Origin of the sequence: Microbacterium insulae (genome assembly GCF_042677065.1) — a bacterium.
In the GTDB taxonomy this organism is placed as follows: Bacteria; Actinomycetota; Actinomycetes; order Actinomycetales; family Microbacteriaceae; genus Microbacterium; species Microbacterium insulae.
On record NZ_JBHTII010000001.1, the window covers coordinates 1,810,668 to 1,836,806 of the forward strand.

General features: G+C 70.6%; 25 protein-coding genes. 14 read left to right on the plus strand and 11 right to left on the minus strand.

Annotation, left to right across the window (positions count from 1 at the left end; translation table 11 throughout):
• Position 1: 1 nt before the first annotated feature.
• The 4 genes from ACFQ0P_RS08445 to ACFQ0P_RS08460 are packed head-to-tail and all read right to left on the minus strand — an operon-like array spanning position 2 to position 3,811.
• The gene (locus ACFQ0P_RS08445) at positions 2-1,789 is read right to left on the minus strand and encodes an IucA/IucC family protein (protein ID WP_204978246.1); all 1,788 of its coding nucleotides are present in this window, start codon (positions 1,787-1,789) and stop codon (positions 2-4) included.
• On the minus strand, positions 1,786-2,373 hold the full coding sequence (locus tag ACFQ0P_RS08450; protein ID WP_204978247.1) for a GNAT family N-acetyltransferase: 588 nt from the start codon (positions 2,371-2,373) through the stop codon (positions 1,786-1,788). The genes ACFQ0P_RS08445 and ACFQ0P_RS08450 overlap by 4 nt, the downstream gene beginning before the upstream one ends.
• A complete protein-coding gene (locus ACFQ0P_RS08455) occupies positions 2,370-3,689 on the minus strand; it encodes a lysine N(6)-hydroxylase/L-ornithine N(5)-oxygenase family protein (RefSeq protein WP_204978248.1) in 1,320 nt (439 codons plus the stop codon). Before ACFQ0P_RS08455 ends, ACFQ0P_RS08450 begins: the two co-directional genes overlap by 4 nt.
• Positions 3,686-3,811, minus strand: coding sequence for a hypothetical protein (locus ACFQ0P_RS08460; protein WP_378771895.1), 126 nt, complete (start codon positions 3,809-3,811; stop codon positions 3,686-3,688). The genes ACFQ0P_RS08455 and ACFQ0P_RS08460 overlap by 4 nt, the downstream gene beginning before the upstream one ends.
• A 138-nt stretch (positions 3,812-3,949) precedes the next feature.
• Between ACFQ0P_RS08460 and ACFQ0P_RS08465 the strand changes: the two genes are divergently transcribed.
• Positions 3,950-4,594: an LON peptidase substrate-binding domain-containing protein gene (locus tag ACFQ0P_RS08465; protein ID WP_204978250.1), complete on the plus strand. Its 645-nt coding sequence runs from the start codon at positions 3,950-3,952 to the stop codon at positions 4,592-4,594.
• A gap of 27 nt (positions 4,595-4,621) precedes the next feature.
• Here the strand turns inward: ACFQ0P_RS08465 and ACFQ0P_RS08470 are convergent, their stop codons facing one another.
• Genes ACFQ0P_RS08470 through ACFQ0P_RS08485 form a run of 4 tightly spaced genes read right to left on the minus strand, consistent with a single transcriptional unit; the run spans position 4,622 to position 9,960 of the window.
• Positions 4,622-6,184 carry an SLC13 family permease gene (locus tag ACFQ0P_RS08470; RefSeq protein WP_204978252.1) on the minus strand — a complete coding sequence of 521 codons (1,563 nt, stop codon included), beginning with the start codon at positions 6,182-6,184 and terminating at the stop codon, positions 4,622-4,624.
• A 13-nt stretch (positions 6,185-6,197) separates the two neighbouring features.
• On the minus strand, positions 6,198-6,728 hold the full coding sequence (locus ACFQ0P_RS08475) for a hypothetical protein (RefSeq protein WP_204978254.1): 531 nt from the start codon (positions 6,726-6,728) through the stop codon (positions 6,198-6,200).
• Positions 6,725-8,254: a leucyl aminopeptidase gene (locus ACFQ0P_RS08480; protein WP_204978256.1), complete on the minus strand. Its 1,530-nt coding sequence runs from the start codon at positions 8,252-8,254 to the stop codon at positions 6,725-6,727. Before ACFQ0P_RS08480 ends, ACFQ0P_RS08475 begins: the two co-directional genes overlap by 4 nt.
• Entirely contained in the window at positions 8,251-9,960 is a 1,710-nt protein-coding gene (locus ACFQ0P_RS08485) for an MFS transporter (protein ID WP_204978258.1), read from the minus strand. Before ACFQ0P_RS08485 ends, ACFQ0P_RS08480 begins: the two co-directional genes overlap by 4 nt.
• A 260-nt stretch (positions 9,961-10,220) precedes the next feature.
• Between ACFQ0P_RS08485 and ACFQ0P_RS08490 the strand changes: the two genes are divergently transcribed.
• From ACFQ0P_RS08490 to ACFQ0P_RS08505, 4 genes are all read left to right on the plus strand, one after another.
• Positions 10,221-10,715 (plus strand): hypothetical protein, encoded by a 495-nt coding sequence (locus tag ACFQ0P_RS08490; RefSeq protein WP_204981318.1) that lies wholly within the window; start codon positions 10,221-10,223, stop codon positions 10,713-10,715.
• Positions 10,716-10,809: 94 nt separating this feature from the next.
• Positions 10,810-11,262, plus strand: coding sequence for an SRPBCC domain-containing protein (locus ACFQ0P_RS08495; RefSeq protein ID WP_204978260.1), 453 nt, complete (start codon positions 10,810-10,812; stop codon positions 11,260-11,262).
• A 24-nt stretch (positions 11,263-11,286) separates the two neighbouring features.
• Entirely contained in the window at positions 11,287-11,643 is a 357-nt protein-coding gene (locus tag ACFQ0P_RS08500; RefSeq protein WP_204978262.1) for a YciI family protein, read from the plus strand.
• Complete coding sequence (locus ACFQ0P_RS08505; protein ID WP_204978264.1) at positions 11,640-12,908, plus strand: RNA polymerase sigma factor; 1,269 nt, start codon at positions 11,640-11,642, stop codon at positions 12,906-12,908. The genes ACFQ0P_RS08500 and ACFQ0P_RS08505 overlap by 4 nt, the downstream gene beginning before the upstream one ends.
• Before the next feature lie 81 nt (positions 12,909-12,989).
• Here ACFQ0P_RS08505 and ACFQ0P_RS08510 read toward each other — a convergent pair whose 3' ends face one another.
• A complete protein-coding gene (locus ACFQ0P_RS08510; protein ID WP_204978267.1) occupies positions 12,990-14,279 on the minus strand; it encodes a hemolysin family protein in 1,290 nt (429 codons plus the stop codon).
• Entirely contained in the window at positions 14,276-15,286 is a 1,011-nt protein-coding gene (locus tag ACFQ0P_RS08515) for a TerC family protein (protein ID WP_204978268.1), read from the minus strand. The genes ACFQ0P_RS08510 and ACFQ0P_RS08515 overlap by 4 nt, the downstream gene beginning before the upstream one ends.
• 255 nt (positions 15,287-15,541) lie before the next feature.
• On the opposite strand from ACFQ0P_RS08515, the gene ACFQ0P_RS08520 reads away from it, so the two are divergent.
• The 8 genes from ACFQ0P_RS08520 to ACFQ0P_RS08555 all read left to right on the plus strand — a co-directional run bounded on the left by ACFQ0P_RS08520 (position 15,542) and on the right by ACFQ0P_RS08555 (position 23,232).
• The gene (locus ACFQ0P_RS08520) at positions 15,542-16,288 is read left to right on the plus strand and encodes an ABC transporter ATP-binding protein (protein ID WP_204978269.1); all 747 of its coding nucleotides are present in this window, start codon (positions 15,542-15,544) and stop codon (positions 16,286-16,288) included.
• Complete coding sequence (locus tag ACFQ0P_RS08525) at positions 16,285-17,583, plus strand: ABC transporter permease (protein WP_204978270.1); 1,299 nt, start codon at positions 16,285-16,287, stop codon at positions 17,581-17,583. The genes ACFQ0P_RS08520 and ACFQ0P_RS08525 overlap by 4 nt, the downstream gene beginning before the upstream one ends.
• Before the next feature lie 16 nt (positions 17,584-17,599).
• Entirely contained in the window at positions 17,600-18,220 is a 621-nt protein-coding gene (locus tag ACFQ0P_RS08530; RefSeq protein WP_204978271.1) for a TetR/AcrR family transcriptional regulator, read from the plus strand.
• 111 nt (positions 18,221-18,331) lie between these two features.
• On the plus strand, positions 18,332-19,303 hold the full coding sequence (locus ACFQ0P_RS08535) for an ABC transporter substrate-binding protein (protein ID WP_204978272.1): 972 nt from the start codon (positions 18,332-18,334) through the stop codon (positions 19,301-19,303).
• Between the two features lie 92 nt (positions 19,304-19,395).
• Positions 19,396-20,334, plus strand: coding sequence for an amino acid ABC transporter permease (locus ACFQ0P_RS08540; protein ID WP_204978273.1), 939 nt, complete (start codon positions 19,396-19,398; stop codon positions 20,332-20,334).
• A gap of 5 nt (positions 20,335-20,339) precedes the next feature.
• On the plus strand, positions 20,340-21,149 hold the full coding sequence (locus ACFQ0P_RS08545) for an amino acid ABC transporter ATP-binding protein (RefSeq protein ID WP_204981319.1): 810 nt from the start codon (positions 20,340-20,342) through the stop codon (positions 21,147-21,149).
• Entirely contained in the window at positions 21,149-22,342 is a 1,194-nt protein-coding gene (locus tag ACFQ0P_RS08550) for a M20 family metallopeptidase (protein WP_204978274.1), read from the plus strand. Before ACFQ0P_RS08545 ends, ACFQ0P_RS08550 begins: the two co-directional genes overlap by 1 nt.
• A gap of 32 nt (positions 22,343-22,374) precedes the next feature.
• Complete coding sequence (locus ACFQ0P_RS08555) at positions 22,375-23,232, plus strand: MurR/RpiR family transcriptional regulator (RefSeq protein WP_204978275.1); 858 nt, start codon at positions 22,375-22,377, stop codon at positions 23,230-23,232.
• A gap of 73 nt (positions 23,233-23,305) precedes the next feature.
• On the opposite strand, the gene ACFQ0P_RS08560 is transcribed toward ACFQ0P_RS08555, so the two are convergent.
• A complete protein-coding gene (locus tag ACFQ0P_RS08560; protein ID WP_204978276.1) occupies positions 23,306-24,616 on the minus strand; it encodes a cyanophycinase in 1,311 nt (436 codons plus the stop codon).
• Between the two features lie 81 nt (positions 24,617-24,697).
• Between ACFQ0P_RS08560 and ACFQ0P_RS08565 the strand changes: the two genes are divergently transcribed.
• Positions 24,698-26,116: a pyridoxal phosphate-dependent decarboxylase family protein gene (locus ACFQ0P_RS08565; RefSeq protein ID WP_378771906.1), complete on the plus strand. Its 1,419-nt coding sequence runs from the start codon at positions 24,698-24,700 to the stop codon at positions 26,114-26,116.
• Positions 26,117-26,139 lie beyond the last annotated feature (23 nt).

Sequence of the window (26,139 nt, forward strand, 5' to 3'; positions counted from 1 at the left end):
TTCAGACTGCCATCGGCGCGGCCGCCGTCGCGGCGAGGACGCGCGATCGTGCCACGGGGTTCGCGAGCCTTCCCGCGTAGAGGAGGGACGCCGACTGGTTCGCCAGGTCGACCATCTGCCGCGTGTTGCGCAGCTGCAGCCGGTTGAGGCACGAGTGCGCGAACGAGTCGGAGCGCAGGTCGACTCGCGAGTCGAGGTGCGGATGCTCCGCCGCATGCTCGTCCACGATGTCGGCCGCGATGCGCCAGAACTCTCCTTCGCCGAGGGTGCCGTCCACGTGCAGGATCGCGGCGAGGTGGCGCAGCACCCCGTCGAACACGTCGGTGAAGATCGCGAGCGCCTTCTCCTCGTCGTCGACGGGGGTGACGATGCGGCGCACATCGCCGGGCACGGACCGGTCGGCGAGAAGGGCGACCTCCTCGCCGATGTCCTTCATGAACACGCCCGTCGGACGGTGGCCCTCGAGGATGAGGATGAGGTTCTCGCCGTGCGGCATGAAGGCGAGATCGTGCGCGAGCAGGCAGTGCACGAGCGGCCGCAGGTACACGCGGAGGAGCGCGCGCACCCACGCATCGGCGGGAAGCCCGGAGGCTCGCACCAGTGCCGTCGCGTACGAGCGTCCGTCGCGGTCGCGGTGCAGGAGCGACGCGAGGGTCGCGAGCCGCTCACCCGGCGCGGCGAGCGGCACCGGGCTCTCGCGCCAGAGCGCGGCGAGCATCTTGCGGTAGGCCGACGGTGCCGAGGTGCGGTGGTAGGCGTCGCCGGTGTAGCCGATCGACGCGCGCTCGCGCAGCACGCGGAAGCCGGCGTCGCGCAGCGTCGCGTCGCCCGCCACCAGGGCGGCGACCCAGTCGTTGATCGCGGGCGTCACGCGCATGTAGGCGGGGGACAGGCCCCGCAGGAAGCCCATGTTCTGCACCGCGAGGGCCGTCTTGACGTAGTGCTTCCCGGGATGGGTCGCGTTGAACATCGTGCGCACGGACTGCTGCGCGCGGTACTCGTCCTCGCTCTCGTCGATCACCACGAGGTCGCGCCGGGCGAGGTCGGGAGCGAAGGTGATCGCGATCCGGTTCTCCCACTGCCACGGATGCACGGGCAGCAGGTGGTAGTCGCCCGGGTCCTCGCCGAGGTCCGCGAGACGGCTCGCGAAGCGCTCCTGCTCTGCGCCGGACAGCTCGCCCGACACGAGGGTCGCCTCGTCGAGCCCGGTCCCGAGCGCCAGGTGCGACGCCGATCGGCGCGCGGCGACCCACACCAGCCGGAACTCACGCCCCGCCTCGGGAGAGTACGCGGCGTGGTCGGAGACGCCGAACCCGATCCGGCCGTTGTTCGCGACGAACCCCGGGTGGCCCTCGGTCATCGCCGACTCGATCGTCTGGTAGTCGGCCGCGAGCAGCTCGTGAGCGGATGCCTCCGACCGGGCGATCTTGAACGCCGCGCTCGCGAGAGTCGAGGCGATCTCCTCGAGGTACACCGGCAGCAGCTCGTCGGAGAGCCCGAGCACCGGCTGGAGCTCGGTGATGAACGTCTGGGCATCGAGCTCGGAGGGTCCGTCCGAGGTGACCCGGCGCAGGCTCCGCTCGTCGATGACCCAGTGCTCGAGCTCGGTGCGCGTCGCGGCGAACCGATACTCGACCTCTGTGCCCGCAACGCTCACGCACCAGCCGTCGTCGGCGGGCGACGGCGTGAGCAGCCGCTCGTGGCTGAATTCCGCGATCGCCTTGGCGACGAGATGACGCTGGGCGGCGGCGAGGTAGGCGGGGGAGAGGTGGGCGGCGGTGTCGATCATGCGGTCATCCCTGTCCGTGAGAATCCGCGCAGGGCGGCGACGAGTTCGGAGCGGTCGTGGTCCTCGCGCGTGCACACCGACAGGACGGCCGTCTTCGTGACGCCGCCGTCCTCGACCTCGACGCGGCGGAGCTCGGTGAAGCCGGCCCGGATGTTCTTGCGGCGGATGCGGTCGTTGCGTTCGTCGGGCTCGACCACGACGCGGTCGGCGCCCAGCCGATGGAAGCACCACGCCATCACCGCCGCGAACACCGCGTCGGTGAAGCCGTGCCGCGGCCGTCCCCCGGGCGGGGCGATGAGCACGTGCATCCCGAGATCGCCGGGCAGGGAATCATGGATGCCGCGCAGCAGCACCCGCGCCGGGTCGTAGGTCTCGGCGAAGAAGGCCGGTGCGTCTCCCACCGAGCCCAGCCACGCCTGCTGGGCGGGGTCGGCGTCGATGCGCTCGAGGTAGGCCCGCACCCCTCCTACGTCGAGGTCGGCCATGCCCCAGAACGCGGCGTGCGGATCGGCGAGCCACTGCTGGAGGATCGCCGCGTCGCGCTGCGTATCGGCGGCCCTGAGGAGGATCGACGGCCGTGTCATCTCGCAGCCCCCATCGCCGGTGCGGTGTCGCGCGCACCGGCGGGCACCCCGAACTCCTGGAAGGCGATGCGCCGCTCGATCGGGTACACCTCTCGCCCGCAGATCGAGGCCAGGATGGACGAGTTGCGCCACGCGCCGAACCCGAGATCGGGCGCCGTCAGGCCGTGCGTGTGCTCCTCGCCGTTCTGCACGAAGACGCGCCCGCGCCCGCCGTCGACGCTGTAGTCGCGGGCCACCGCGAGGCGGCCGAGCGCGTCGTGATCGAGGCGATCCGCGATGGGCGAGAGGAACGGCGGCGTCTGGGCGGCGTAACCGGTGGCCAGGACGAGCGACGCGGTCTCGCGCACGTGGGCGCGGTCGAGCTGTGCGTGCCGCAGGTGCAGCCGGTAGCGGCATCCATCCCACTCGGCGGCCGTCACCTCGGTGTCGGTGAGCAGGGTCGTGGGCACGGGCCCGTCGGCGCTCAGGCGATACAGGGTGTCGTAGATGTCGTCGATCAGGTCGGCCGAGATGCCCTTGTACAGGCTGCGCTGCTCGCGCCCGAGACGCTGGCGGACATCGAGCGGCAGGCCGTGGAAGTGATCGGTGTACTCCGGGGAGGTCATCTCGAGCGTGAGCTTGGTGTACTCCATCGGGAAGAACCGCGGGGAGCGCGTGATCCAGTCCAGCCGGTAGCCGCCGGGCGCGCCCTCGAGGAGGTCGCGGTAGATCTCGGCGGCGGACTGCCCGCTGCCGACCACCGTGATCGACGCGGAGTCGCGCAGCACGTCCCGGTGATCGAGATACTCGGAGCTGTGGATGACGGGCCCGTCCAGCCCGCGCAGCGCCGGCGGCACCACCGGCTGGGTGCCGACGCCGAGCACGAGGTGGCGCGCGCGCAGCTCGCGCTCCTCGCCGGTGTCGGTGCGCATCGTCCGCACGGTGTAGACGTCGTCGACCGGATCCTGCTCGATCGCGGTCACCTCGGTGCTCCACCTCAGGCTCGGCAGCTGCTCGGCCGCCCACCGGCAGTACGCGTCGTACTCTTTCCGCAGCGCGGAGAAGCTCTCGCGGATGTAGAACCGGTAGAGCCGGCCGGTCTGCTTCAGCCAGTTGAGGAACGAGTACGGCGACGTCGGGTCGGCGAGGGTCACGAGGTCCGCCAGGAACGGCACCTGGATCGTCGCACCCTCGATCATCATGCCGTGGTGCCACCGGAACCCGTCGGCGCGGTCCAGGAAGACCGCGTCGAGCCCGGTCGGCTCCGCGAGGCACGCCAGCCCGAGGTTGAACGGTCCGATGCCGATCCCGACGAGGTCGTGGACGCGCGCGCTCATGCCCGGGCCTCTGCGCCGGCGAGCGACCCGTCGAGACCCGGCGCGATTCCGGCGAGGGTGGTCGCGGGGTTGAGGAGGGTGAGCTTAAGGCGAGCGGGAGAGCGCGTGAGCACGTCGAGCACGAATCGACTCCTTGGTTAGGGTTGCCTTGCCTAACTAAGCGGATCGACGCGTGGATGTCAAAGCGGGGTGTCACGGAGCGGCACGATCGTGCGATCTGATCGGCCCCGCACGCGCGTGCGGCTGGTTGACTGGTGCGCATGGACGCCGTGGCGATGTTCCCCCTCGGCAGTGTGCTCTTCCCGTACACGCCGCTGGTTCTGAGGGTGTTCGAGCCGCGCTATCTCATGATGCTCGGACGCCTCCTCGACGAGTCTGATCCCGAGTTCGGGGTCGTACTCATCGAGCGCGGGCTCGAAGCCGGCGGCGGGGACGAGCGGTCGTCCGTCGGAACGATGGCGCGCATCATTCAGGTCGAGGCCGGCGCCGAGGATCTGTACGTCGTCGCCGTGGGCGGGGAGCGGATCACGGTCGACGCGTGGCGGGAGGACGATCCGCATCCCGTCGCCGACGTGTCGACGATGCCCGCGCTCACGTGGGACGAGGCGCTCGAGCCGGTCCATCGCGAGGCGCAGCGGGTCGTGCGGCGCGTCGCGACGCTCGCGTCCACGCTCGGCGAGGGCCGGTGGGATCCGCAGTCCGAGCTGTCCGAAGACCCCGTGGAGTCGTCGTGGCAGCTCGCGGCGATCGCGCCGCTCGGGGAGTACGACCGCTTCCGACTCCTCAACTCGACGAGCCTCGGAGGACTGCTCCGCGCCCTCATCGACCTGTGCCTCGACGAGGAGCCGGTGCTCATCGCCCGCGCCGCCGACGCGCGCGAGCAGGACGACGATCCGGAGCCGTGAGCCGGGGGGTGGACGCGAGGCCCGAGCTCAGAACGGCCAGATCAGCGGGACGTACCACGTGGCGACCACGATGAAGAGGATCGCGAGCGGCAGTCCCATCTTCCAGTAGTCGCCGAACCGGTACGCCCCGGGCTCCATCACCATCAGGTTGGCCGGCGTCGCGATCGGCGTGAGGAAGGACGCAGCTCCCGCGACGGTGAGCGCCATCATGAACGGCTGCACCGAAGCGTCGATCGTCTCGGCGATCGCGATGGCGACGGGCGCGATGATCAGCACCGTGGCGGTGTTGCTGATCACCTGGCCGAGGATCACCGTGACGATGCACACGACCAGCAGGGCGGCGTGCGGGCCGGCGGACCCGATCAGTGCGAGCATCCAATCGGCGACGAGGTCGGCGGTGCCCGTGGTGCGGAATGCGACCGAGAGCGGGATCATGCCCGCGACCAGCACGACCGTCTGCCACGAGATCGATCGGTACGCCTGGGTCGGCGTCACCGTCCGTGAGACGACCAGTGCTCCGGCGGCGAGCAGCGCAGCAACGGCCGGCGGCACGAGTCCGGTGACGAGCAGGACGATCATCGCCGCCAGGATGCCGATCGCGCGCGCCGATCCCCGCCCGAGGGGCACACCGCGTCGGAGCGCGTCCGGCTCATCGACCACGAGGACGTCTCGGCCACGGGTGTGACGCACGAGATCCTCCCACGTCCCCTGCAGAAGCAGCGTGTCACCCGATCGCAGCCGGACGTCGGGGCCGTCGAGGTGATCTTCGCCACGGCGGGCGCCGAGGACGACGAGATCGCCGCTCGGCGTGCTCATTCCCGGGAAGACGTGCATCCCGATGAGCGGGGAACGAGGAGGGACCACCACTTCTGTCACCCCCCGACCGGGGAGGAGGAGCGCGCCCGTCGCGTCCGTGACGCCGTACTGACGACGAAGCTCCCGAATGAGCACCCGGAGGTCGGGGGGCATGGCGGCGGCCGAGCGGGAGGGGAGGAGCCGACGCCCGAACGCCAGCACGATCACCACGGTCCCGGCCAGCAGCGGAATCCCCACCAGAGCGAACTCGAAGAACCCGAACGCCCTGCCCCCGCTGTCCGCGGCGAGGTCGGACACGATGATGTTCACGGGCGTTCCCGTGAGTGCCAGCATGGATCCGGCGTGAGCGGCGAACGCGAGAGGGATCAGCAGCTGGGAGCTCGCGATGCCTGCCCGGGCGGCGACGACCACCACGAGCGGAAGGAGTGCCGCCACCGCGCCGTTGACGCTGATGAGCGCGGTGAGCACGGCGACGAGCAGGCAGATGAGGGTGAGAAGCGATGCGCGGGCCGCGCCCGCTCGGGCGATGACCCGCTGGCCGGCCCACGTCGTGACTCCGGTGGAGTCGAGGGCCTCGCTGACCACGAAGAGCGACGCGATGAAGATGACCGTCGGGTCGCCGAAGCCCGCCAGCGCCTCGGGAAGCGTGAGCACGCCGGTGAAGTAGAGCGCGAGCGACACGCCGATGGCGATGATGCCCAGAGGGAGTCGATTGCTGATGAACGCGATGACGGCCAGCACCAGGATGGCGAGCGTGGCGGTGATCGGATCCATGGGCGTCCGACCGCTATGCCGGGGTCGTGCCGGCGCTCGTGACGCGGACCTCGCTGCCCACCAGCCGCCGAAGCGCACGGAGGCGGGCGGTGAGCGCCCACGGCTCGAACAGCAGCATGTCGACGGGATGCCAGAGCGCGATCCAGCCGATGATGACGAGCCCTTCCGTCACGAAGTCACCCACCCAGTCCGCCGGCCACGTCACGGCGGCGAGTGACGCGGAGAGGGCCAGGCAACCGGCGAGGAACAGGGCGCCGACGGCAAGCTCCTTCAGCCCGCGGTTCCAGATCCGGCGCCGCGCGGCCTTCGCTCGTGAGGTCTCGTCGCGCCAGTACGCATCCAGCGCATCGCGCACCTGCGACTCGGGATGCGTCGGGGGCCGGTCCAGTTCGACGTGCACCGCGAGCGGTGCCGCCATGCCCCGGCCGCCGGCCTGTTCGACGATCTGCTCTGCCCCGGATTCGCGCTCGAATCGCCCGGCGAAAGGGTCGGGCTCCGGCGCGGTGAAGAGCTCCCGCGTGTCATCGAGGTGGACGCGGATCATCGCTGCGGCCCGCTGTAGCGGGAGGCGGTCTCGAGGAGCAGGCGCGCACCGAAGCCGGTGGCGCCCTTCGGCCTCCAGGCGTCATCTGACTCGCTCTGCATGGTGCCCGCGATGTCGATGTGCGCCCACGGCGTCGTACCGGCGAAGTGCTCGAGGAAGAGCGCCGCCGTCGTCGCGCCCGCATACCGTCCGCCGAGGTTCGAGATGTCCGCGATGTCCGAGTCGAGCTGTGTGCGGTACTTGCGCTCGAGGGGCATTCGCCACAGCGGCTCGTCCACCGTTTCGGCGGCGTCGAGCACGGCTTGCGCGAGCGCATCGTCATTCGCGAACAGGGGAGCGCGGGCGGTGCCGAGAGCCATCAGGGCGGCGCCGGTGAGCGTCGCGACGTCGATGACGGCATCCACTCCTTCCTCACCGGCGAGCACGAACGCATCCGCCATCACGAGGCGGCCCTCGGCGTCGGTGTTCTTCACCTCGATGGTGGTCCCGCCGCGCGCCGTGAGCACGTCACCGAGCTTGTACGCCGTCCCCGACGGCATGTTGTCAGTGCACATGAGCCAGCCGGTGATGTGTGCGCCAGCGTCGACGGACCGCAGTCCGCAGAACGCGCCGAGCACCGCGGCGGCGCCGCCCATGTCCATCTTCATGAGCAGATGCATGGGATCGGAGGGCTTGAGGCTGATGCCTCCCGAGTCGTACATGATCCCCTTGCCGATCATGCCGAGATGCCCGGTCGGCGATCGGTCCGGACGATAGCCGAGCTTGATCATCAGGGGCGGCTCGGCGCTTCCCCTGTTGACGCCGAGAAGTCCGCCGCACCCGAGCTCGATGAGCGCGGCTTCGTCGAACAGCTCGACGTCGAACCCGAACCTCGCTCCGAGGTCGACGGCGACGGCACCCATGTCGGTCGCCGTGAGGTGCCCGGGCGGGGTGTTGGCCAGGTCGCGCGCGATCGCCGCCGCTCGAGCCGAGGCGATCGCACGCTCGAGGCGCGTGTGGATCGCCGGGTCGGTGGATGCCTCGGGGTGAATCAGCACGACGGAGGTGAGAACGGCACCCTTCGGGGAAGCTTGCAGCGCGGTATAGCGATAGCGCGCGAGAAGGATGCCTTCTGCCGCGGCGGCGATCGCCGTGGCCGCGTCCAGGGTGCCGGCCGAAGGGAGGACGAGGGCGAGAGTGGAGTGGCGCGCGCACGCCCGCGCGAACGCCGCTGCGGCATCGCGAACGCTCGTCGCCGTTTCCTCGCCGACACCCCCGAAGCCGACGGCGACGACGTCAGGAGCGTCGCTCCGGGGCACGACGAGCGTCTGGCCCACCTCCGCGGCGAAGCCGGCGCGGTCGTACGCCTCGCGTGACAGTCCGATCGCCGGAGCTGCGTCCTCCGTGGTGTACGCGGGGTAGCCGATCGCTTGTGAGGTGATGCCATCGTCGACGGCCGAGACGGAGATGTCGACGGCATCCAACGCCGCCAGTCCCGGGAGCGCAGGGAAATCGGCAGGAATGAGCTTCGACGCGACGCGGTTCATGGTGTGGTCCTCTCAGAACTGTCGGCGGTGGCGGGGTCCGCAAACGGATTGAGACGAGCGGACTCGTCGATGGCGTCGTTGTCGTCGGGTTCGAGCTGATCGGGCAGCTCGCCGGCGATCCGTCCGGGCATGCGCGTCGCGGGGATGATCGCGAGGAGGGCGAGCAGCGCCAAGCCGAGAAGTGAGACCTTGAGGGCGAAGAGGCGAGCATCCTCGTTGATCGCGATCGCGGCATCCACTTCCTCTGGTGTAGCTGACGTACCCTCCAGCACTGCCTCCAGCTGGGGGTTGGTGAGGAAGTCGGCGTTGTCGATGTTGACTTCGCTGATCAGCTGCGGGGAGATCTCGGGATGATCCTCCGCCGACGTGGCGAGGGTGGAGGCGAGGATCGCGACCGCGAACGCGCTGGCCACCGCGATGCCGACGGAGCCCGAGAGGTTGTGCACGAGCCCGCGCCAGGCGCCGACGTCGCCCGCCAGCTGCTTCGGGGCGGAAGAGAGCAGGGTGTTGAACACCAGGGCGACGATCGAGCCCTGGCCGAGGCCCAGCAGGATCAGGCCGACCACGATGAAGAACTGCCCCCAGTCCCCCCGCACGGTGAATGCGATGAGGCTGAGCGCCAAGGCGACGACGACGAAGCCCGCGGCTCCCAGGACGCGCGGCGAGAACCGGTTGTACAGGTAGGCGACGAACGTGGAGGCCAGGAAGATCGAGATCGTGTACGGGATGATCGAGAACGAGGTTTGAATGCCCGAAAGCCCCTGCACGACCTGCATGTACAGCGGGATGAGGAAGTTCGCGGCGGTCCCGACGAAGAGCATGATCGCCATGCACGCGGTGATCGACAACTCGGTGCTGGTGGCCAGCACCCGCAGGTCGAAGATGCGCGGTTTGTGCTCCCGCTGCCGGGCCCGCACCCACACGAAGAACAGCTGCCCGGCGATGATGCCGACGATGATCAGCAGCGGAGCGGGCGAGACGCCCAAGACGCTGAACGGTGCCTGATCGGTCGCCACCCAGATCCCCCAGGAGTTCAGGCCCGAGAATCCGAAGCTGAGCAGGATGATCGCCGTCGCGGCGATGAACGCGCCGGTCCAGTCGATGCGGAGATTCCTCTGGGCGGGCACCTTGGGGACGCGGAAGCTCAGCAACAGGTTGATGGCGCCGAGGGCGACCATCAGCGCGAACGACCACCGCCACCCGATCGTCTCGGCGAACCAGCCCGCGATCAACAGCGCGAGAATTCCTGCGAGCGGGATCGCGGCTGCCAGCAAACCGATCGCCTTGGCCTGGCGATCGCCGTGGTAGTTGGTGGCGATGAAGACCGTCAGCGCGGGCGCGATCAGGGCGATGACAGCGCCGGAGGAAGCCTGCGCGATGAAGAGCATCGCCGGGCTCAGACTCAGCGCCACCCCCGCCATTGCTGCGGCGTGGACGGCGACGGCGATCTGGAAGACCCCGCGGGTGCCGAACCGGGCGCCCACCTTCGCCCCGAGCAGGATGAACGCCGCCATCGCGAACGTGCCCGCGGTGATCGCGGTGCCCACCGATGTCGCGGGGGTATCGAGGTCCGTGGTGATCCCCGCCATCGACACGGTGAGCGCATTGACGGCGAAGGATGCCTGGATCTGCGTGAGGACGACGACGGCGAGGGGCAGCCACGAAGCGCGCGCCGACGTCACAGGGGGTGCGGATGGGTCGGACATGCGCTGTCCTCTCTGACAGCAGGCGTGCAGGGGCGAGGATCAGCCGGGCGACTCTGGACGACGGCCGTGAGGTGCCCGCCGCGCGCGCCCGTTCGGCGTGACGAGGGCGTGGGCGGCGGGCCCCGTCTCCGCGCACGCGCTGACCCTGGCGGGCACCGGATGCTGCGCGGCGAGAGGCGGCATACCTGCACCATACATCCGCGGACGGGGCCGAGGGCCGGCTGTGGCGCAAGCGTCCGGGCGGGAGGATGATGACCGCCATGGAACAGTACCTGTGGGTCCTCAAGGACAAGGAGCGCGACCTGATTCGCGAACTCGAGCCCGAGCGGCTCGCCGAACTGGACGAAGACGATCTGCTCGCTTTGCACAAGCGAGTGCGGCGAGCGCGCAACAAGCACACCACCAACTACCGCCGGGGAGCCGCCGAGAAGGTCGCCACGGCGGGAGGGCGCGGGGCGGCGGCTGCGGGTTCCGACAAGGCCCGCGGTCGCGCGTACGTCTTCGAGGAGGCACTGGCGATCGTGAGCGCAGAGCTGGCGCGCGTTGCCCATGAGGAGGCCGAAGCGCTCAAGGACGAGAGACTCGCGCGCGCCCGCGCCGGGAGATGGGCTGGCCCCCAGGCCGACGGATTCGGGGATGCGACCGGGTCGCCCGGACGGCAGCGCGAGCACGTGAAGTCGTCGGGGGGAAAGAAGCGCGATGCGTCGAGCCAGGCGCAGGGTGCTCGGCGGCAGGCGAAGCGCGACGGCCGCTGAGCCGACGGAAAGGATTTCGACCGTTTGTCGAAATCAGGGCACCTTCCGGGTCTTCCTCGTGACGCCACCCGGCGTTCCGCGAGAGGAGAAGTCCATGTCCACCCAGAAGATCCAGGTCGTCGTCGAAGCCACCCCCGAGGAGGTCTGGAAGGCGATCACCGACCCCGCCGTGACGCCCGAGTACTACTACGGCTTCGAGGCGCACTACGACGACCTCGCGCCGGGAGCCCCGTACGACTACACCGTCGGCGGCGAATCCGTCATCAGCGGCAACCTCCGCGAGGTCGACAGCGGCCGAGTGCTGGAGATGACGTTCAACGGTCGATGGAACGAGCAGGTCGCGGAGCTTCCGGAGAGCGTCGTCCGCTACGAGCTCGGAGACACCGCCATGAGCGTTCCCGGCCTCACGCACCTGACCCTGATCCACGAGGGACTGCCCGACACCGACGCCGCCCGCGACATCGAGCGGGGCTGGGTCCTCATCCTCTCCGGCCTCAAGACGCTGACCGAAACCGGGCGTCCCCTGGTGCCGGTCAGGGCACACTGAGTATCGACGCAACGGAGGACCGACATGGAGTACGCGATCCTGGCCGTCGAGTCCGAGGAGGACTTCTCGGATCGCACGGATGAGCAGGCCTCGGCGGAGTACTGGGCCGCCTGGGCGGGGTACGTCGCCGCGCTGCGCGAGAGCGGGGTGATGATCACCGGCGCCGGCCTGCAGCCACCGTTCACCGCGACCACCGTCCGCCTCCGCGGGGGCTCGGCAGAGGTGCAGGACGGACCGTTCGCCGACGTCAAGGAATCCCTCGGGGGTGTCTTCGTCATCGATGTGCCCGACCTCGACGCCGCCCTGGAGTGGGCGTCCCGGTGCCCCGCGGCGGTGCGCGGCAGCGTCGAGGTGCGGCCCGTGATCCCCCCGATGACATGACGGCGGAGACGGCCGACGAGGCGCTCGCCGGTGCCCATCGGGCGCTGTTCGGGCGTCTCGTCGGCTGGCTCTTCCGCATGACCGGCGACGTGGAGCTCGCCGAGGACGCCGTGTCGGCGGCGTTCGCGTCCGCCGTGCCGGCGTGGCGGGCCGGCGGCATCCCTCGCTCGCCCGAGGCATGGCTGCGCGTCGCGGCGCGCAACAACGCCCGCTCGGCGATGGTGCGGCGTGCCCGCAGCGTGCCGGTCGATCCGGTCGAGTTCGCCGACCTCGAAGCGGCTCCCGACGCCGCGGGGGAAGACCTCGACGATCGGCTCGCGCTGCTCCTCGTGTGCGCGCACCCCGCGATCGACCCGCGCCTCCATGCGCCGCTCATGCTCCAGCTCGTGCTGGGCGTGGATGCCGCTCGCATCGCGGGCGTCTACCTCGTGCCGCCCGCGACGATGGGGCAGCGGCTCAGCCGCGCCAAGCGGAAGATCAAGGACGCCGGCATCCGGTACCGGCGGCCCGAGCCGGAGGACGTGCGTCCGCGGATGGGCCCGCTTCTCCAGGCGGTCTACGGCGCGTACGGCAGTGGGGATCTCGCGGGCGGTGCACGCGATTCGGCGTTGCGCGCGGAGGCACTCCGACTCGCCGAAGTCCTCACCGAAGTGGTGCCGGACGAACCCGAGACGTGGGGGCTGCTCTCTCTCCTGCTCCACACCGAGAGCCGCCGGCCGGCGCGCGTCGTCGACGGCGAGTTCGTGCCGTTGGGCGAGCAGGACACCGCGCTGTGGTCGAGCGAGCAGCGACGGCGGGCCGACGCGTGTCTCCGCCGGGCCGCGACCGCGGGCGCACCCGGCCGCTTCCAGCTCGAGGCCGCGATCAGCGCGGTGCACTCGGGCAGAGGCGACGGCATCCCCGTCTACCCGGACGCCCTGGTGACCCTCTACCGAGGTCTCCTGCAGGTCGCGCCCTCCGTGGGCGCCGCAGTCGGGGCGGCGGGCGCGTTGATCCAGGCGGGGGATGCCGCGGCCGCGGCATCCCTGCTCCACGCCGTTCCCGAGGCCTCCGTCCGCAGCTATCAGCCGTACTGGGTGTGCCGGGCGGAGCTCCACACCGCGCGAGCCGAGACGGAATCCGCGCTCGCCGCGTTCGATGTGGCGATCGGGCTCACGGACGACCCCGCCGTGCGGGCCTACCTCGTCCGCACGCGTTTGCGCCGATCAGCCGAGGGGCAAGACCCTCCGCGCGACGGCGGCCACGGACCCCGCCCGGGCGCATAACTCCTGCAGACCCGGCGGCGAAGCCGCCGCGTCCCCGCATCGGCGCGTCAGTATCCGATCAGGGGCGTCGACGTGCAGGAGTTATGCACCCGGCGAGCCGTCGGGGGCTTCGTGGAGCACCACCCGCACCCCCGCGATCCGTCGGCGATCGATCGCCGTGACGTGGATCGTGCCTCCGTCCACCTCGACCGTGTCGCCGACCACGGCGAGCCGGCCCAGCCGTTCGGTCACCGCTCCGGCGACGGTGTCGGACGACCCTCGAGGAAGCGCGAGGCCGGTGAGCTCCTCGAACTCCTGGAGGTTCAGGCGACCGTCGAGCTCGCCCCCGGGCTCGACGGGGGCTGTGGCGGTGTCGTACTCGTCGAAGATCTCGCCCACGACCTCCTCGACGAGATCCTCCAGGGTGACGATGCCGTCCGTTCCGCCGTACTCGTCGACGACGACCCCGATGTGGTGCCCCTCCGCCCGCATCCGCGTCAGCGTGGGCAGAAGGCGGGCCGTCGACGGAACGTACGGGATGGGGCGGACGAGCGTCGTGATCGGAGCATCCCGATGCTCGCGCTCTATCTCGAGCAGATCGCGGACGTGGACGAATCCGACGATGTCGTCGATCGACTTGTCGACGACCGGGTAGCGCGAGAACGGCAGCTCCCGCGCGTGCGCGGCGGCGTCGCCGACGGAGGAGTCTGCGTCGATGGCCACGACTTCCGGCCGCGGACGCATCACCTCGCTCAGCTGCCGGCCGCGCAGCGAGAGCACGTCGTCCAGGATCCGCCGCTCCTCCGCCGGCAGACCCTGATGGGTGGCGACGATGTCGCGCAGCTCTTCCTCGGTCAACTCGTCCGCGGTCTTGTCGGGATCGCCGCCGAGCAGTCGGACCAGGGCGTTCGTGGAAACGGAGAGCAGCCAGATGACCGGGCGCATGATGGTCGCGAAGCCGTCGAGAACGGGCGCGACCGCGTACGCGAACTGGGCGTTCCGCTGGATCGCGAGTCGCTTGGGCACGAGCTCGCCCAGGACGAGCGAAAGGTAGGCGATGATCAGCGTGAGGAGAATCGTCGCCACTGTTCCCGCGATCGCGGGCGCCATGCCCCACGCCTCGAGCAGCGGCGTCACCGAAGGTGCGATGGAGGTCGCCCCGTACGCGGCGGAGGCGAACCCCGCCACGGTGACGCCGATCTGGACGGCCGAGAGGAACGTGTTCGGGTTTCGAGCGAGGCCCGCCACCCGCTCGCCGCGACGGCCGCGGGCGGCGATCGTGTTGATCTGGCTCTCCCGGAGGGTCACCAGGGCCATCTCGGTGGCGGCGAAGACGCCGCCGATGAGCACGAACACCACCACGAGGGCGATGTTCCAGAGCAGGTCGCTCACCGGTGTTCGCCTCCGGGTCGCGCAGACTCGGCGACGGCGTCCTTCCGCTCGCGCCGGGTCTTGCGCAGGCTCGCGACGGTGGCGACGGCGATGGTGCTCGCGATGAAGAGGAGCGAGAACCAGATCGGGATCTCCGGCGCCCACAGCATCGGCTCGCCTCCGTTGATGAACGGCAGCTCGTTGACGTGCATTGCGTGGAGCACGAGCTTCACGCCGATGAACGCGAGGATGACGGCGAGGCCCTGCGCGAGGTAGACCAGGCGCTCGAGCAGCCCGCCGATCAGGAAGTAGAGCTGGCGGAGCCCCATGAGCGCGAAGGCGTTCGCCGTGAAGACGATGTACGCCTCCTCGGTGAGCCCGTAGATCGCCGGGATCGAGTCGACCGCGAAGATCAGGTCGACGAAGCCGATGGCGATGATGACGAGCAGCATGGGAGTGACGAAGCGGCGGCCGTCCTTCACGACGGTCAGCCTGTCGCCGTTGTACTCGTCGCTCACCGGAAGGATGCGGCGGACCAGGCGCATGAACCGGCCGTCCGCCGGATTCGACTCGCCGTGCGCGAACGCCTGCCGATAGGCGAGGAAGAGCAGCAGCGCGCCGAAGACGTAGAAGATCCACGAGAAGTTCGAGATCAGCGCCGCACCGACGGCGATGAAGGCGCCGCGCATGATGAGCGCGATCACGATGCCGATCATCAGCACCTTCTGCTGGTAGATCTTCGGCACCGCGAAGCTCGTCATCACGATGAGGAAGACGAAGAGGTTGTCGACCGAGAGCGCCTTCTCGGTCAGGTAGCCGGCGAAGTACTCGCCACCGAACCTCCATCCCGAGAAGACGCCGATGCCGACACCGAACAGAAGCGCCAGTCCGATGTAGAAGGCGGACCAGCGTGCGGACTCGCCGATGGTGGGTTCGTGCGGCTTGCGCACGTGGGCGAAGAACTCGTAGACGAAGAACGCGATCGTGACAGCGATCGTGATCGCCCACACGAGGGGCGTGATGTTCAAAAGGGGCCTCCAGACCTGGCGTGACGTGACGCCAAGGTCTTCTCCATCCCGAAGGACCGGTGACCCGGGATGCGCTGCGCATCCGTAATGACGAGCCGACCGCGTCGGAGTACTCCCCTTGGACTTCCGACCCTAACCGGTCCCCGCACAGGCATCCCTGGGAGAACGCCCAAAGCGCGCTCCGGCCGCCCTCTCAGCAATATGCAGTCACTGTAAGTTAAAGTGCAGTGACTACATCTGCTGAAAGGATGCTCCATGTCCCTCGCTCGTCCTCCGGCGGAAGCCGCTTCCGCCGCGACGCCGTTGCTCTCCGCCGTCGCCGTCACCCGCACGTACGGTCGCGGTGATTCCGCCTTCCATGCCCTCCGGGGCGTCGACCTCGACATCCACCGTGGCGAGTCGGTCGCCATCGTCGGCAAGTCGGGCTCGGGCAAGTCGACCCTCATGCACCTGCTCGCGCTGCTCGATCGTCCGACGTCGGGCGCCGTCATGGTGGAGGGGCGGGATGCTGCGCGCCTCCGCCCGCGAGAGATCAACGCGCTCCGCAACGCGACGTTCGGCTTCGTGTTCCAGCAGTTCTTCCTCACCGCGGGCCAGACGGTCTTCGAGAACGTGAGTCTCCCGCTCGTGATCGCGGGAGTCTCGCGACGGGAGCGCCGCGAGCGGACGATGGCGGCGCTCGATGCGCTCGGCATCGCCGACAAGGCGAAGAACCGCGCGGTCGACCTCTCCGGAGGACAGAAGCAGCGCGTCGTGATCGCACGCGCCCTCGTCGCAGAGCCGTCCGTCATCTTCGCCGACGAGCCCACCGGCAACCTCGACTCGGCGACCGGCGCCCAGGTCGAGGACATCCTGTTCGGTCTGCAGCGCGACCGGGGGATCACGCTCGTCGTGGTCACCCACGACCACGAGCTGGCCGCCCGCTGCGGGCGCGCGGTGACGATCGCCGACGGCGAGATCGTGAGCGCGGGCAGCGGCGTCGGCGCGGAGGTGGCGCGATGAGGATCTCCGACGTCTTCCGCAGCGCGACCAGGAACGCCTTCCGCAGCAAGCTTCGCACCACGCTCACGGTCCTGAGCCTCTTCGTCGGAGCGTTCACCCTCACCCTCACGACGGCGCTCGGCGCCGGGGTGAACGACTACGTCGAGCGTCAGGTGGCGACGCTGAGCACCGGCGACATCCTGCTGGTGAGTCCGGCGGCGAGCGCCGACACCACGGACGGGCCGAACGAATACGACCCGGAGGGTCGCCAGCAGTCCGGCGTCGGCAATCCGCTCGCCTCGGGCACTCTGCTCAACCAGGAGGACCTCGATGCGATCGAGGCGATCGACGGCGTGCGCCAGGTCGAGGCGGTCAGCCAGGTCTCCGTCGACTGGGTGGCGGCATCCACCGATCCGGACTCGCGGTTCGAGCTCACCATCAACCCCACCTCGTCGATCGGCCGCAGCGACCTCGCGGCGGGCGCGCAGCTCGACCAGGAGACGGGCGAGCGGCAGGTCGTCCTGCCGGAGGACTACGTCGACGCGCTGGGCTACGCGGATGCCGAGGACGCGGTCGGCGAGACCATCGTGCTCGGCTACGTCGACGCGGCGCAGACCGAGGTCGAGGTCGAGGCGACGGTCGTCGGTGTCGCGCGCGCGAGTCTGTTCGCGGCCGGGGCGGGCGCCAACGCCGCCCTCACGACCGAGGTCGCCGACGCGCAGACCGTGCCCGGGCAGCCGAGGGCCTGGCCGCTCGCCGTGGCGTATCTCGACGGCTCCGGTGCCGACGGGGCGGTCACCGAGGCCGACATCGCCGACGTGAAGTCCGAGCTCGTCGCAGCCGACCTCGCCGGGCAGACCGTCGAAGACCAGCTCGGCATCGTGCAGACGGTGATCAACGGCATCATCGGCGTCCTCACCGCCTTCGCGATCGTGGCGCTCATCGCGGCGTCCTTCGGCATCGTGAACACCCTGCTGATGAGCGTGCAGGAGCGCACCCGCGAGATCGGGCTCATGAAGGCCATGGGGATGTCCAACGGTCGCGTCTTCGGGCTGTTCAGCCTCGAGGCCGTCGTGATCGGCTTCCTCGGCTCGGCGCTGGGCGCGCTCGTGGCGATCGCGGTCGGCTCCGCTCTGGCCGGCGGACTGTCGCAGACCGTGCTCGCCGATCTGCCCGGGCTGCAGATCCTGCTGTTCGAGCCGTCCGGGGTGATCGGGGTCATCGTGGTGATCATGGTGATCGCGTTCCTCTCGGGCGTCCTGCCCGCGCGCCGCGCCGCGCGACAGGACCCGATCGAGTCGCTACGGTACGAGTGAGTCAGGAGCGCAGATCATGTCCACCCCCGCTCGGCCCCGGCGCCGCGACGCGGTCGCGAAGGCCGCCGCGATCGAGGCGGCCGCGGTCGACCTCGTGCTCGAGCACGGATACGACGCGGTCACGGTGGACATGATCTGCGCCCGCGCCGGTGTCAGCCAGCGCACGTTCTTCAACCACTTCAAGACGAAGGATCTCGCCGTCCTCGGCGCGGGTGCCCCCCGCATCGACGAGCGCGCCGCGCGCGCTTTCCTCGTCTCGACCGGCCCGCTGCTGCAGGAGGCGACCGCGCTCATCAGGGTGGATGCCGGCGCCATGGCCGCGGACCCCGGCCTGCTCGCGCGCCGCATCCGCGCTGTCGGCGCCGACCCGGTGCTCATGGCGAAGCAGATGGAGCGGCTCTCCGTCATCGAGCAGGACCTGCGCGAGATCATCGAGCTGCGCCTCGCCACGCAGTACCCGGACGAGCCCCGCGAGGTCCTCGCCGAGCAGGCCGAGATCATCACGCACCTGCTCGCCGGCGTCATGCGCTACATCGGCCAGACGTGGGCGCGGCAGGCCGAGAACGGCGACGCGCCGATGGTCGATCCGGCGCGAATCGGCGAGGCGCTGGGAGGAGCTCTCGGTAAGATCACGTGACGCAGATGATGGAACGCAGATTACGAATCGGTAAATCACTAGACATTCAGTAACGGGTGTTACAGGATGGGACCCGCACTCATCGACGAGTGCGCACGAGAAAGGTCCCCCATGGAACACCTCACCCCCCGCCTGCGGCGCTCCGCTCTCGCCGCCGCTGCCCTCGCCGTGACCGGGGTGCTCATCGCGGGCTGCGCGTCGGCCGCCGGCACCGAGCCGAGCACCGACGGCGACTCCGCCGAAGCGGTCACGATCCTCGGCGTCGAGGTCGCGGTCGACGAAGACGCCCGCGCCCTCCTGCCGGACGACATCGCCGACGCCGGAGCTGTCACCGCCGCCACCGATGCCCCGTACGCCCCGTTCGAGATGTTCGTCGAGGAGGGCTCCGAGGAGCTCACCGGCGTCGACATCCTGCTCGGCGAGGCCATCGGCGCCAAGCTGGGCATCGACGTCGAGTTCGCCCAGCAGGGCTTCGACGGCATCATCCCCGCGCTACAGGCCGGCAACTTCGACCTCACCATCTCGGCGATGACCTCGAGCGTCGAGCGCATGGACGTGCTGACGTTCGTGGACTACTCGGCCTCGGGCACCGGCATCCTCACCCGCGCGGGCAACCCCGACGACATCGAGACGTACCTCGACCTCTGCGGCAAGAACGTGGCCGTCCAGTCCGCCACCAGCCAGGTCGAGCTCGTGAACGACGTCTGGCAGGCCGAGTGCGAGGCCGAGGGTCTCGAGCCCGTCGCGCTGTCGGAGTTCCCCTCGGACTCCGATGCGCAGCTGGCCATCACAGCGGGCAAGGCCGCTGCGTCGCTGCTGACCAAGCCGAGCGCCGGCTACGTCGCCAAGACCACCAACGACGGCGACACGTTCATGGTCGTCGAGGACCCGACAGCGCCCAACGGCTACGACGCCACGCTCAACGGCATCGGCGTGCTCAAGGAGAACGAAGAGTTCGCCGAGGCCATCCAGGCGGCGCTCCAGTCGCTCATGGACGACGGAACCTACGAGGCGATCCTCGCGGAGTTCGGCGTCGAGGGCATCGGCATCGACGAGGCCACCATCAACGGCGCGGCCTCCTGAGCCGACCCCGCCCCGGGGCGGCGCGCGCCACACCGTCGCGCCGCCCCGGACCCCATCCGCGCGGGCCCCGTCCCGCTGACCCAAGGAGCACCATGGCCGCATCGTCGCAGCCGCTCGTCGCGCCTCCGAGTGCGACCGGGAACCGCCCGGCGCCCATCACCGCCGTCCCCCTGCGCCACCCGTGGCGGTGGGTGTCCGGCATCATCGTCGGCGTCCTGTCCGCCGCGCTGATCCTCGGGTTCGCGCAGAACCCCAACATCGACTGGCCCACCGTCGGGGAGTACCTGTTCGCCCCGCTGACCCTGCAGGGCCTCGCCACGACCATCTACCTCACGGTCGCGGCGATGACGATCGGCCTCGCCGGCGGCGTCGTCGTGGCGATCATGCGGCTGTCGCCGAACCCCGTACTCCGGGTCGTCAGCGGGCTCTTCGTGTGGATCTTCCGCGGCACGCCTGTGCTGCTGCAGCTCATCTTCTGGGGCTTCATCGGCGCCTTCCTCCCGAAGATCGTGCTCGGCATCCCGTTCACGAGCGTCGAGTTCTGGTCGATCGAGACGAGCGCCCTCATCCCCGCCACCGTCGCGGCGCTCCTCGCCCTCGGGCTCAACGAGATGGCGTACGCGTCCGAGATCGTGCGGGCCGGGATCGTGTCGGTCGACCACGGCCAGACCGAGGCGGCCCACTCCCTCGGGATGACCCCGGGCCGCACCATGCGGCGGATCGTGCTCCCGCAGGCGATGCGCGTCATCGTCCCGCCGATGGGCAACGAGGTCATCACGATGCTGAAGACCACGGCGCTCGTGTCGGTCATCGCCGGCCGCGACCTGATGTCCAACCTCCAGGCCGCCTACGCGCAGAACTTCAAGATCATCCCGCTGCTCATCGTCGCCGCCATCTGGTACCTCGTGCTCACCAGCATCCTCTCCGTGCCGCAGGCGTGGCTCGAGCGCCGGTTCGGCCGCGGTGTCGCGGGTGCGAGGGAGAGCGGGGCGCTGCGGCTGCTGCGCACCTGGAGAGGCGGAAAGAAGTGACCATCATGATTCCTGCACAGCCCGTCGAAGCGGATGCCGCGGCCGCCGTGGGAACGTCCGCGATCATCGACGCGCGCGACGTCCACAAGCGCTTCGGGTCGCTCGAAGTCCTCAAGGGGATCACCCTGCAGGTGGAACGCGGCCAGGTCGCGTGCCTACTCGGACCCTCCGGATCGGGCAAGTCCACCTTCCTGCGCTGCATCAACCACCTCGAGAAGATCGACGCGGGGCTCATCCGCGTCGCCGGTGAGACCGTCGGGTACGAGGAGCGCGGCGGCAAGCTGTACGAGCTGCCCGTCCGCGCCGTCGCCCGGCAGCGGCGCGGGGTGGGCATGGTGTTCCAGCGCTTCAACCTGTTCCCCCACATGACGGCGCTCGAGAACGTCATCGAGGCTCCCATCCAGGTGCGGGGCGTGGCCCGCGCCGCCGCCAAGGAGCGCGCGCTCCAGCTCCTCGAGCGCGTCGGGCTCGCCGACAAGGCCGGCGCCTACCCGAGCGCGCTCTCCGGCGGCCAGCAGCAGCGGATCGCCATCGCGCGCGCGCTCGCGATGGACCCCGAGGTCATGCTCTTCGACGAGCCCACGTCGGCGCTCGACCCCGAGCTCGTCGGCGACGTGCTCGACGTGATGCGCGACCTCGCGGCATCCGGGATGACCATGATCGTCGTGACCCACGAGATCGGCTTCGCGCGCGAGGTCGGCGACATCGCGGTGTTCATGGACGGCGGCGTGGTGGTCGAGCAGGGCAGACCCTCCGACGTCCTGGTCTCCCCGCGCGAGGCCCGCACGCAGGCGTTCCTGGCCAAGGTGCTCTAGTGCCGGCGAGTCCGGCCGCCGTTGCAACGCCGACGGCGGCCTCGCTCCGCGCGCGCGCCGAGACCCTGCTCCCGCAGTTCCGGGCCGAGCTCGCCGAGCTCGTGGCCATCGACTCCGGGTCGACCTCGCCCGACGGCGTCGACAGGATGGGCGACTGGTGTGCTCGGCGCCTCGCAGAGCTCGGCTTCGACGTCGCGCGCCTCCCCACGCCCGTCGTCGACGGCCAGCGGTTCGGCGATGTCGTCGTCGCGCGTCTGCGGGGAACCGGGGCGCGCCGCATCCTCCTCTTCGGGCACATGGACACCGTGTTCGCCGACGGAACGGCCGCGCTCCGCCCCTACCGCGAAGAGGACGGCCGGGCCTACGGCCCCGGCGTGAGCGACGACAAGGGCGGATTCCTCGCCGGGGTGCACGCGGCGCAGCTGATCCTCGAGTCCGGTTTCACCGGATTCCGCGAGCTGGTGATCGCCCTCACGCCCGACGAGGAGGTCGGGTCCCCGGCATCCGGGCGCATTCTCGCCGGCCTTGCCGCCGGCGCCGACGCGGCCCTGTGCCTGGAGTGCGCGCGCGAGAACGGAGATCTGGTCCACGCCCGCAAGGGCGTCGCCGACGTCCGCATCCACGTCCGCGGCCGCGCCGCCCACGCCGGTGTCGAGCCGGACCGCGGGCGCAGCGCCGCCGTCGAGGCCGCCCACCTGGTGCTGTTCGCGCACTCTCTCACCGGCGCGAGGCCGGGCCTGACGGTCAACGTGGGCACGGTCCGCGCCGGGGAGCGGGCCAACGTCGTCCCGGCGTTCGCGGAGCTGTTCGGCGAGGTGCGGGCGGCCACGCCCGCCGACCTCGACTGGGCGCTGTCGGCGATCGAGGCCCGCGCGGCCGCGCCGGCCGTCGACGACGTGACCTCCACGGTGGAGCGCCTCGCCGTGTGCCCGCCGCTGGAACCGGCATCCTCGACCGCGCTCCTGTCCACGGCCGTGGCGGTCGGGGCCGAGCTCGGCCTCGCGGTCTCGGCCGCCGCGACAGGAGGCGTGTCCGACGCGAACTTCGTCGCGGCCGCCGGGGTCCCCGTCCTCGACGGCCTGGGTCCGATCGGGGGCGACGACCACGCCGAGAGCGAGTGGCTCGACCTCCGCTCGGTGCCCGAGCGCGTCGCTCTGCTGGCGGGCCTCGTCCTCCGCATCGCCGCGGGGTGAGGACGGTACTGTCGACTCCGGAGGTGGCCGCGATGTCCGAGGCAGCGATGGCGGAGTCGATCCGCCGCGGGATGGGCGACTGCTCGCCCGCCGAGCGCAAGGTCGCCCGTGTGCTGCTGGCGGCCTATCCTTCCGCGGGCTTCGAGACGGTGGCGAGGCTCGCCGAACGAGCGGGCGTGAGCGGGCCCACCGTGCTCCGGTTCGTCCAGCGCCTCGGGTATCGCGGATTCCCGGACTTCCAGGAGGCCCTGCGGCGCGATCTCGATGAGCGCTCCGCGTCGCCGCTCCGGATCTACCAGGCGCGCGGCGCCCAGGACGGCGACGGCGGCACGCTGCGAGATCGCGCGGCCGCGGTCTCGGTGTCGACCCTCGAGCGCACCTTCGCCCAGGTCAGCACGCACGACCTCGACCGCAGCGTCGAACTCATCTCCCAGGCATCCGGCACCGTCGTGATCGCCGGCGGTCGGTACAGCTCTCTTCTCGGGCGGGCGCTCGCGCTGCACCTGGAGCAGATCCGGCCCCGTGTGCGGATGATGCCCGACGAGCCGTCGGCGCGCGCCGCGCTGACCGAGGACCTGGGGCGCAAAGACGTGCTGGTGGTGTTCGACTACCGCCGCTACGAAGAGCACACGCAACGGCTCGCCCGGTTCGCCCGGTCGCGGCACACGCCGATCGTGCTGTTCACGGACGTGTGGCTGTCGCCGATCTCGTCGGACGCCGAGGTCGTGCTCACGAGCGAGACCGCCGCACCCTCCCCGTTCGACGCGCTCACCCCGGTGCTCGCTCTCGTGGAGGCGGTGGTCGCCGGATGCCTCGAGCGCCTCGGAGACGCCGCGATCGACCGCATGGCCCGCGCGGACCGCGCCGCCGACGACCTCGCCCTGTACTGACCGGCGCCCCCCGCCCCGGCACGCCGAAGCGCCCGGTCCGGGGGGGGCGACCGGGCGCTTCGAGGGGTGGTGCTCAGTCCTGCGAGATGTCGAGCACGAGGTTCGAGAACGACACGCCGCCCGCCGGGGTGGTCCACGCCGCCGTCGTCTTCTCGCGGGTCAGGGTCGTCACGAACTGCGGGTCCGTCTCGTAGGTCGAGCCGGTTCCCGTGCGAGAGGCCGACCCGACGACCTCGCGGGCCAGATCGCGCAGCGAATACACGCCGCCTGCTCCGTCGAGCGAGTCCCAGACGTCGGCTCGAGGCGCCGGGTTCTCGCCGCGCGGCTTGATGCGCTCCGAGCCCTTCGCCTTCTTCACCGAGACCTCGTGCGTGCCGATCACGACGGTGTCGCCTGCCGTCGCGTAGCTCCAGCGCACTCCCGTGACCCCGTCGGGGCTCGCCGTCGCCGAGCGGACGTCGAGGATCGACGCGCCGTGCTCGCCCACCACGGTGCCCTTGCCGGTCGCGCGGTTCAGCACGACGGCGGTCGTCTCGTCGACGCCGAGCACGAAAGGGTGGCCGGTCTCGAGCGCGAGCTTCACGGCGCGCCCGGGGCGGCCCCAGGTCGTGAAGTGGCTGTCGAGGAGCACCTCGTCGACGAGTCCGAAGCCGCCGTAGGGCACGTAGCCGAGCGCGCGGGCGTCATCGAGGTAGCCGGGCGTGGCGCCGTCGCGCCACGACTCGTACGACTCCCCGCCCGTGATCATGTCGGCACCCTGCTGGATGGTGAGGCCGGCGCTCACGCCGGCGACGACGCCGCGCGCCGCGACGCTGCGGATCGCGCTCATCGCGGGCGTGTCGGTGCAGTCCGTGAACGCCTCGAGCTCGGCATCCGCGCATTCGAAGAGCGTGCGCACGTAGCGCATCTGGTCGCCGCCGCCGAAGAAGACGCCGGTGGATGCCGCGATCTGCGCGCTGACCTCGGTGTCGAAGGCGGCGGCCGGGGTGTAGGGGTCGCCGGCGAAGTCGACGCGCGTGTCGAGGGGAACCGCGTACGTCTCGGCTCCGTAGCTCTCGAAGAGCGCGGAGTAGTAGAGCCCGTTCGCCGCCGCGTTGTTCTTCGCGGGGTCGGCGGCATCGCCGGGGGTGCGGGCCGTCGAGGCGGCGGCGGAGACGATGGCGATCCGAGCGCGACCGGGGCCGGCGCCGTCGGGATCGGCCTTCTCGACGATCGCGCGCAGGATGTCGGCGTTCTCCTGGAGGTTGCCGCCGATCAGCACGGCGTGGGGTGCGATCTTGGGCTTCTTCGACAGCGGTGCGGCCGCCGCCGCGTGAGGGGCGATGGCGGTGGCCGTGACCACCGCGACGATCGCGACGGTCGCCACCCGGGTACGTGGACGCATGGTTCTCCTTTGAAACAGCAGATACAGATGGGGGTACTGTGTGTGAGAATCTAACGCACATTACAAACGGAAGGAACCCCGATGATGGGAATTCCGGTCGTCGCGGCCACGTCCGCGCCGCGAGCCACCGAAGCCTCGACGATGCATGCGGCGGGGGATGCCGCAGCCGCCCTCCTCGACGACGTCCTCGATTACGCCCGCCGCCGCGCTCTCCTCTCGCCCGTCCCGCTCGATCAGCCGCAGCCGCCGGAGGTCCTCCGCCGGCTCGCCGGCGAGACGATCGTCGCCGAGGGCATCGGAGCCCGCCGCGCGCTCGGCGTGTTCGAGCACGTGCTGGCCCCCGCGTGCCTGTCGACCGACCACCCCGGCTACCTCTCCTTCATCCCGTCCGCTCCCACCAAGGCCGCGCTCGCGTTCGACGTCGTCGTCTCGGCGTCCGCCGTCTACGGAGGATCGTGGATGGAAGGAGCGGGCGCCGTCCACGCCGAGAACGAAGTGCTGGATTGGCTGGCGGGAGAATTCGGACTGCCTCCTACGGCCGGCGGAGTCTTCGTCCAGGGCGGGACGATCGGCAACCTGTCGGCTCTCGTGGCCGCCCGTGACGCCGCGCGCCGGAGGCGTCGCGGCGCCGGAGCCGCTATGCCGGAGCGCTGGTCGATCGTGTGCAGCAGCGAGGCGCACTCGTCCATCGCGTCCGCTGCCGCCGTCATGGACGTCGACGTCCTCGCCGCACCGGCCGATGCCGACGGACGTCTGCGCGGCGACGCCGTCGCCGCCGTGCTGGCCGCCGCGGGGGAGTCGGTGTTCGCCGTGGTCGCCACCGCCGGGACGACGAACCTCGGGATCGTCGACGACATCGCCTCGATCGCCGAGGTCGCCCACGCGCGCGGAATCTGGCTGCACGTCGACGGCGCCTACGGGCTGGCCGGGATGCTCGCGCCGAGCGTGCGACACCTCTTCGCCGGCGTCGAGCGGGCGGACAGCGTCATCGTCGACCCGCACAAATGGCTGTTCGCGCCCTTCGACTCGTGCGCCCTCATCTACCGCGACCCCGCCGTCGCCTTCGCCGCGCACACCCAGAAGGCCGAGTACCTCGACACCCTCACGGACTCGACCGACTGGAATCCGTCGGACCTGGCCGTGCAGCTCACGCGGCGTGCGCGCGGGCTCCCGCTGTGGTTCTCGCTCGCCGTTCACGGCACCGAGCGCTACCGCGTGGCGATCGAGGACTCACTCGGCCGCGCGCGACGCGTCGCCGCCGAGATCCGTCGCCGGCCCGACCTCGAGCTCGTCCGCGAGCCCGACCTCTCGGTGGTGGGGTTCCGCCGTGTCGGGTGGAGCCCGGACGACTACCGGGACTGGTCCGATCGCCTGCTGGCGGAGCAGCGGGCCTTCGTCGTGCCGAGCTCACACGCGGGCGAGACGATCCTGCGGCTCGCGCTCATCTCACCTCTCACCGACGACGACCTCCTGTGGGACGTGCTGGACTCGCTGCGCTGAGCGCGGGTCGCCCGTCGGGACCG

Excerpts from the sequence above, each read along its gene's own strand:
- ACFQ0P_RS08540 (WP_204978273.1), top strand. The coding sequence starts at position 19,396 with ATGGCCGCATCGTCGCAGCCGCTCGTCGCGCCTCCGAGTGCGACCGGG.
- ACFQ0P_RS08480 (WP_204978256.1), bottom strand. The coding sequence starts at position 8,254 with ATGAACCGCGTCGCGTCGAAGCTCATTCCTGCCGATTTCCCTGCGCTC.
- ACFQ0P_RS08455 (WP_204978248.1), bottom strand. The coding sequence starts at position 3,689 with ATGAGCGCGCGCGTCCACGACCTCGTCGGGATCGGCATCGGACCGTTC.
- ACFQ0P_RS08505 (WP_204978264.1), top strand. The coding sequence starts at position 11,640 with ATGACGGCGGAGACGGCCGACGAGGCGCTCGCCGGTGCCCATCGGGCG.
- ACFQ0P_RS08450 (WP_204978247.1), bottom strand. The coding sequence starts at position 2,373 with ATGACACGGCCGTCGATCCTCCTCAGGGCCGCCGATACGCAGCGCGAC.
- ACFQ0P_RS08475 (WP_204978254.1), bottom strand. The coding sequence starts at position 6,728 with ATGATCCGCGTCCACCTCGATGACACGCGGGAGCTCTTCACCGCGCCG.
- ACFQ0P_RS08470 (WP_204978252.1), bottom strand. The coding sequence starts at position 6,184 with ATGGATCCGATCACCGCCACGCTCGCCATCCTGGTGCTGGCCGTCATC.
- ACFQ0P_RS08555 (WP_204978275.1), top strand. The coding sequence starts at position 22,375 with ATGTCCGAGGCAGCGATGGCGGAGTCGATCCGCCGCGGGATGGGCGAC.
- ACFQ0P_RS08485 (WP_204978258.1), bottom strand. The coding sequence starts at position 9,960 with ATGTCCGACCCATCCGCACCCCCTGTGACGTCGGCGCGCGCTTCGTGG.
- ACFQ0P_RS08560 (WP_204978276.1), bottom strand. The coding sequence starts at position 24,616 with ATGCGTCCACGTACCCGGGTGGCGACCGTCGCGATCGTCGCGGTGGTC.
- ACFQ0P_RS08495 (WP_204978260.1), top strand. The coding sequence starts at position 10,810 with ATGTCCACCCAGAAGATCCAGGTCGTCGTCGAAGCCACCCCCGAGGAG.
- ACFQ0P_RS08520 (WP_204978269.1), top strand. The coding sequence starts at position 15,542 with ATGTCCCTCGCTCGTCCTCCGGCGGAAGCCGCTTCCGCCGCGACGCCG.
- ACFQ0P_RS08490 (WP_204981318.1), top strand. The coding sequence starts at position 10,221 with ATGGAACAGTACCTGTGGGTCCTCAAGGACAAGGAGCGCGACCTGATT.
- ACFQ0P_RS08545 (WP_204981319.1), top strand. The coding sequence starts at position 20,340 with ATGATTCCTGCACAGCCCGTCGAAGCGGATGCCGCGGCCGCCGTGGGA.
- ACFQ0P_RS08500 (WP_204978262.1), top strand. The coding sequence starts at position 11,287 with ATGGAGTACGCGATCCTGGCCGTCGAGTCCGAGGAGGACTTCTCGGAT.
- ACFQ0P_RS08565 (WP_378771906.1), top strand. The coding sequence starts at position 24,698 with ATGATGGGAATTCCGGTCGTCGCGGCCACGTCCGCGCCGCGAGCCACC.
- ACFQ0P_RS08535 (WP_204978272.1), top strand. The coding sequence starts at position 18,332 with ATGGAACACCTCACCCCCCGCCTGCGGCGCTCCGCTCTCGCCGCCGCT.
- ACFQ0P_RS08525 (WP_204978270.1), top strand. The coding sequence starts at position 16,285 with ATGAGGATCTCCGACGTCTTCCGCAGCGCGACCAGGAACGCCTTCCGC.
- ACFQ0P_RS08465 (WP_204978250.1), top strand. The coding sequence starts at position 3,950 with ATGGACGCCGTGGCGATGTTCCCCCTCGGCAGTGTGCTCTTCCCGTAC.
- ACFQ0P_RS08445 (WP_204978246.1), bottom strand. The coding sequence starts at position 1,789 with ATGATCGACACCGCCGCCCACCTCTCCCCCGCCTACCTCGCCGCCGCC.
- ACFQ0P_RS08530 (WP_204978271.1), top strand. The coding sequence starts at position 17,600 with ATGTCCACCCCCGCTCGGCCCCGGCGCCGCGACGCGGTCGCGAAGGCC.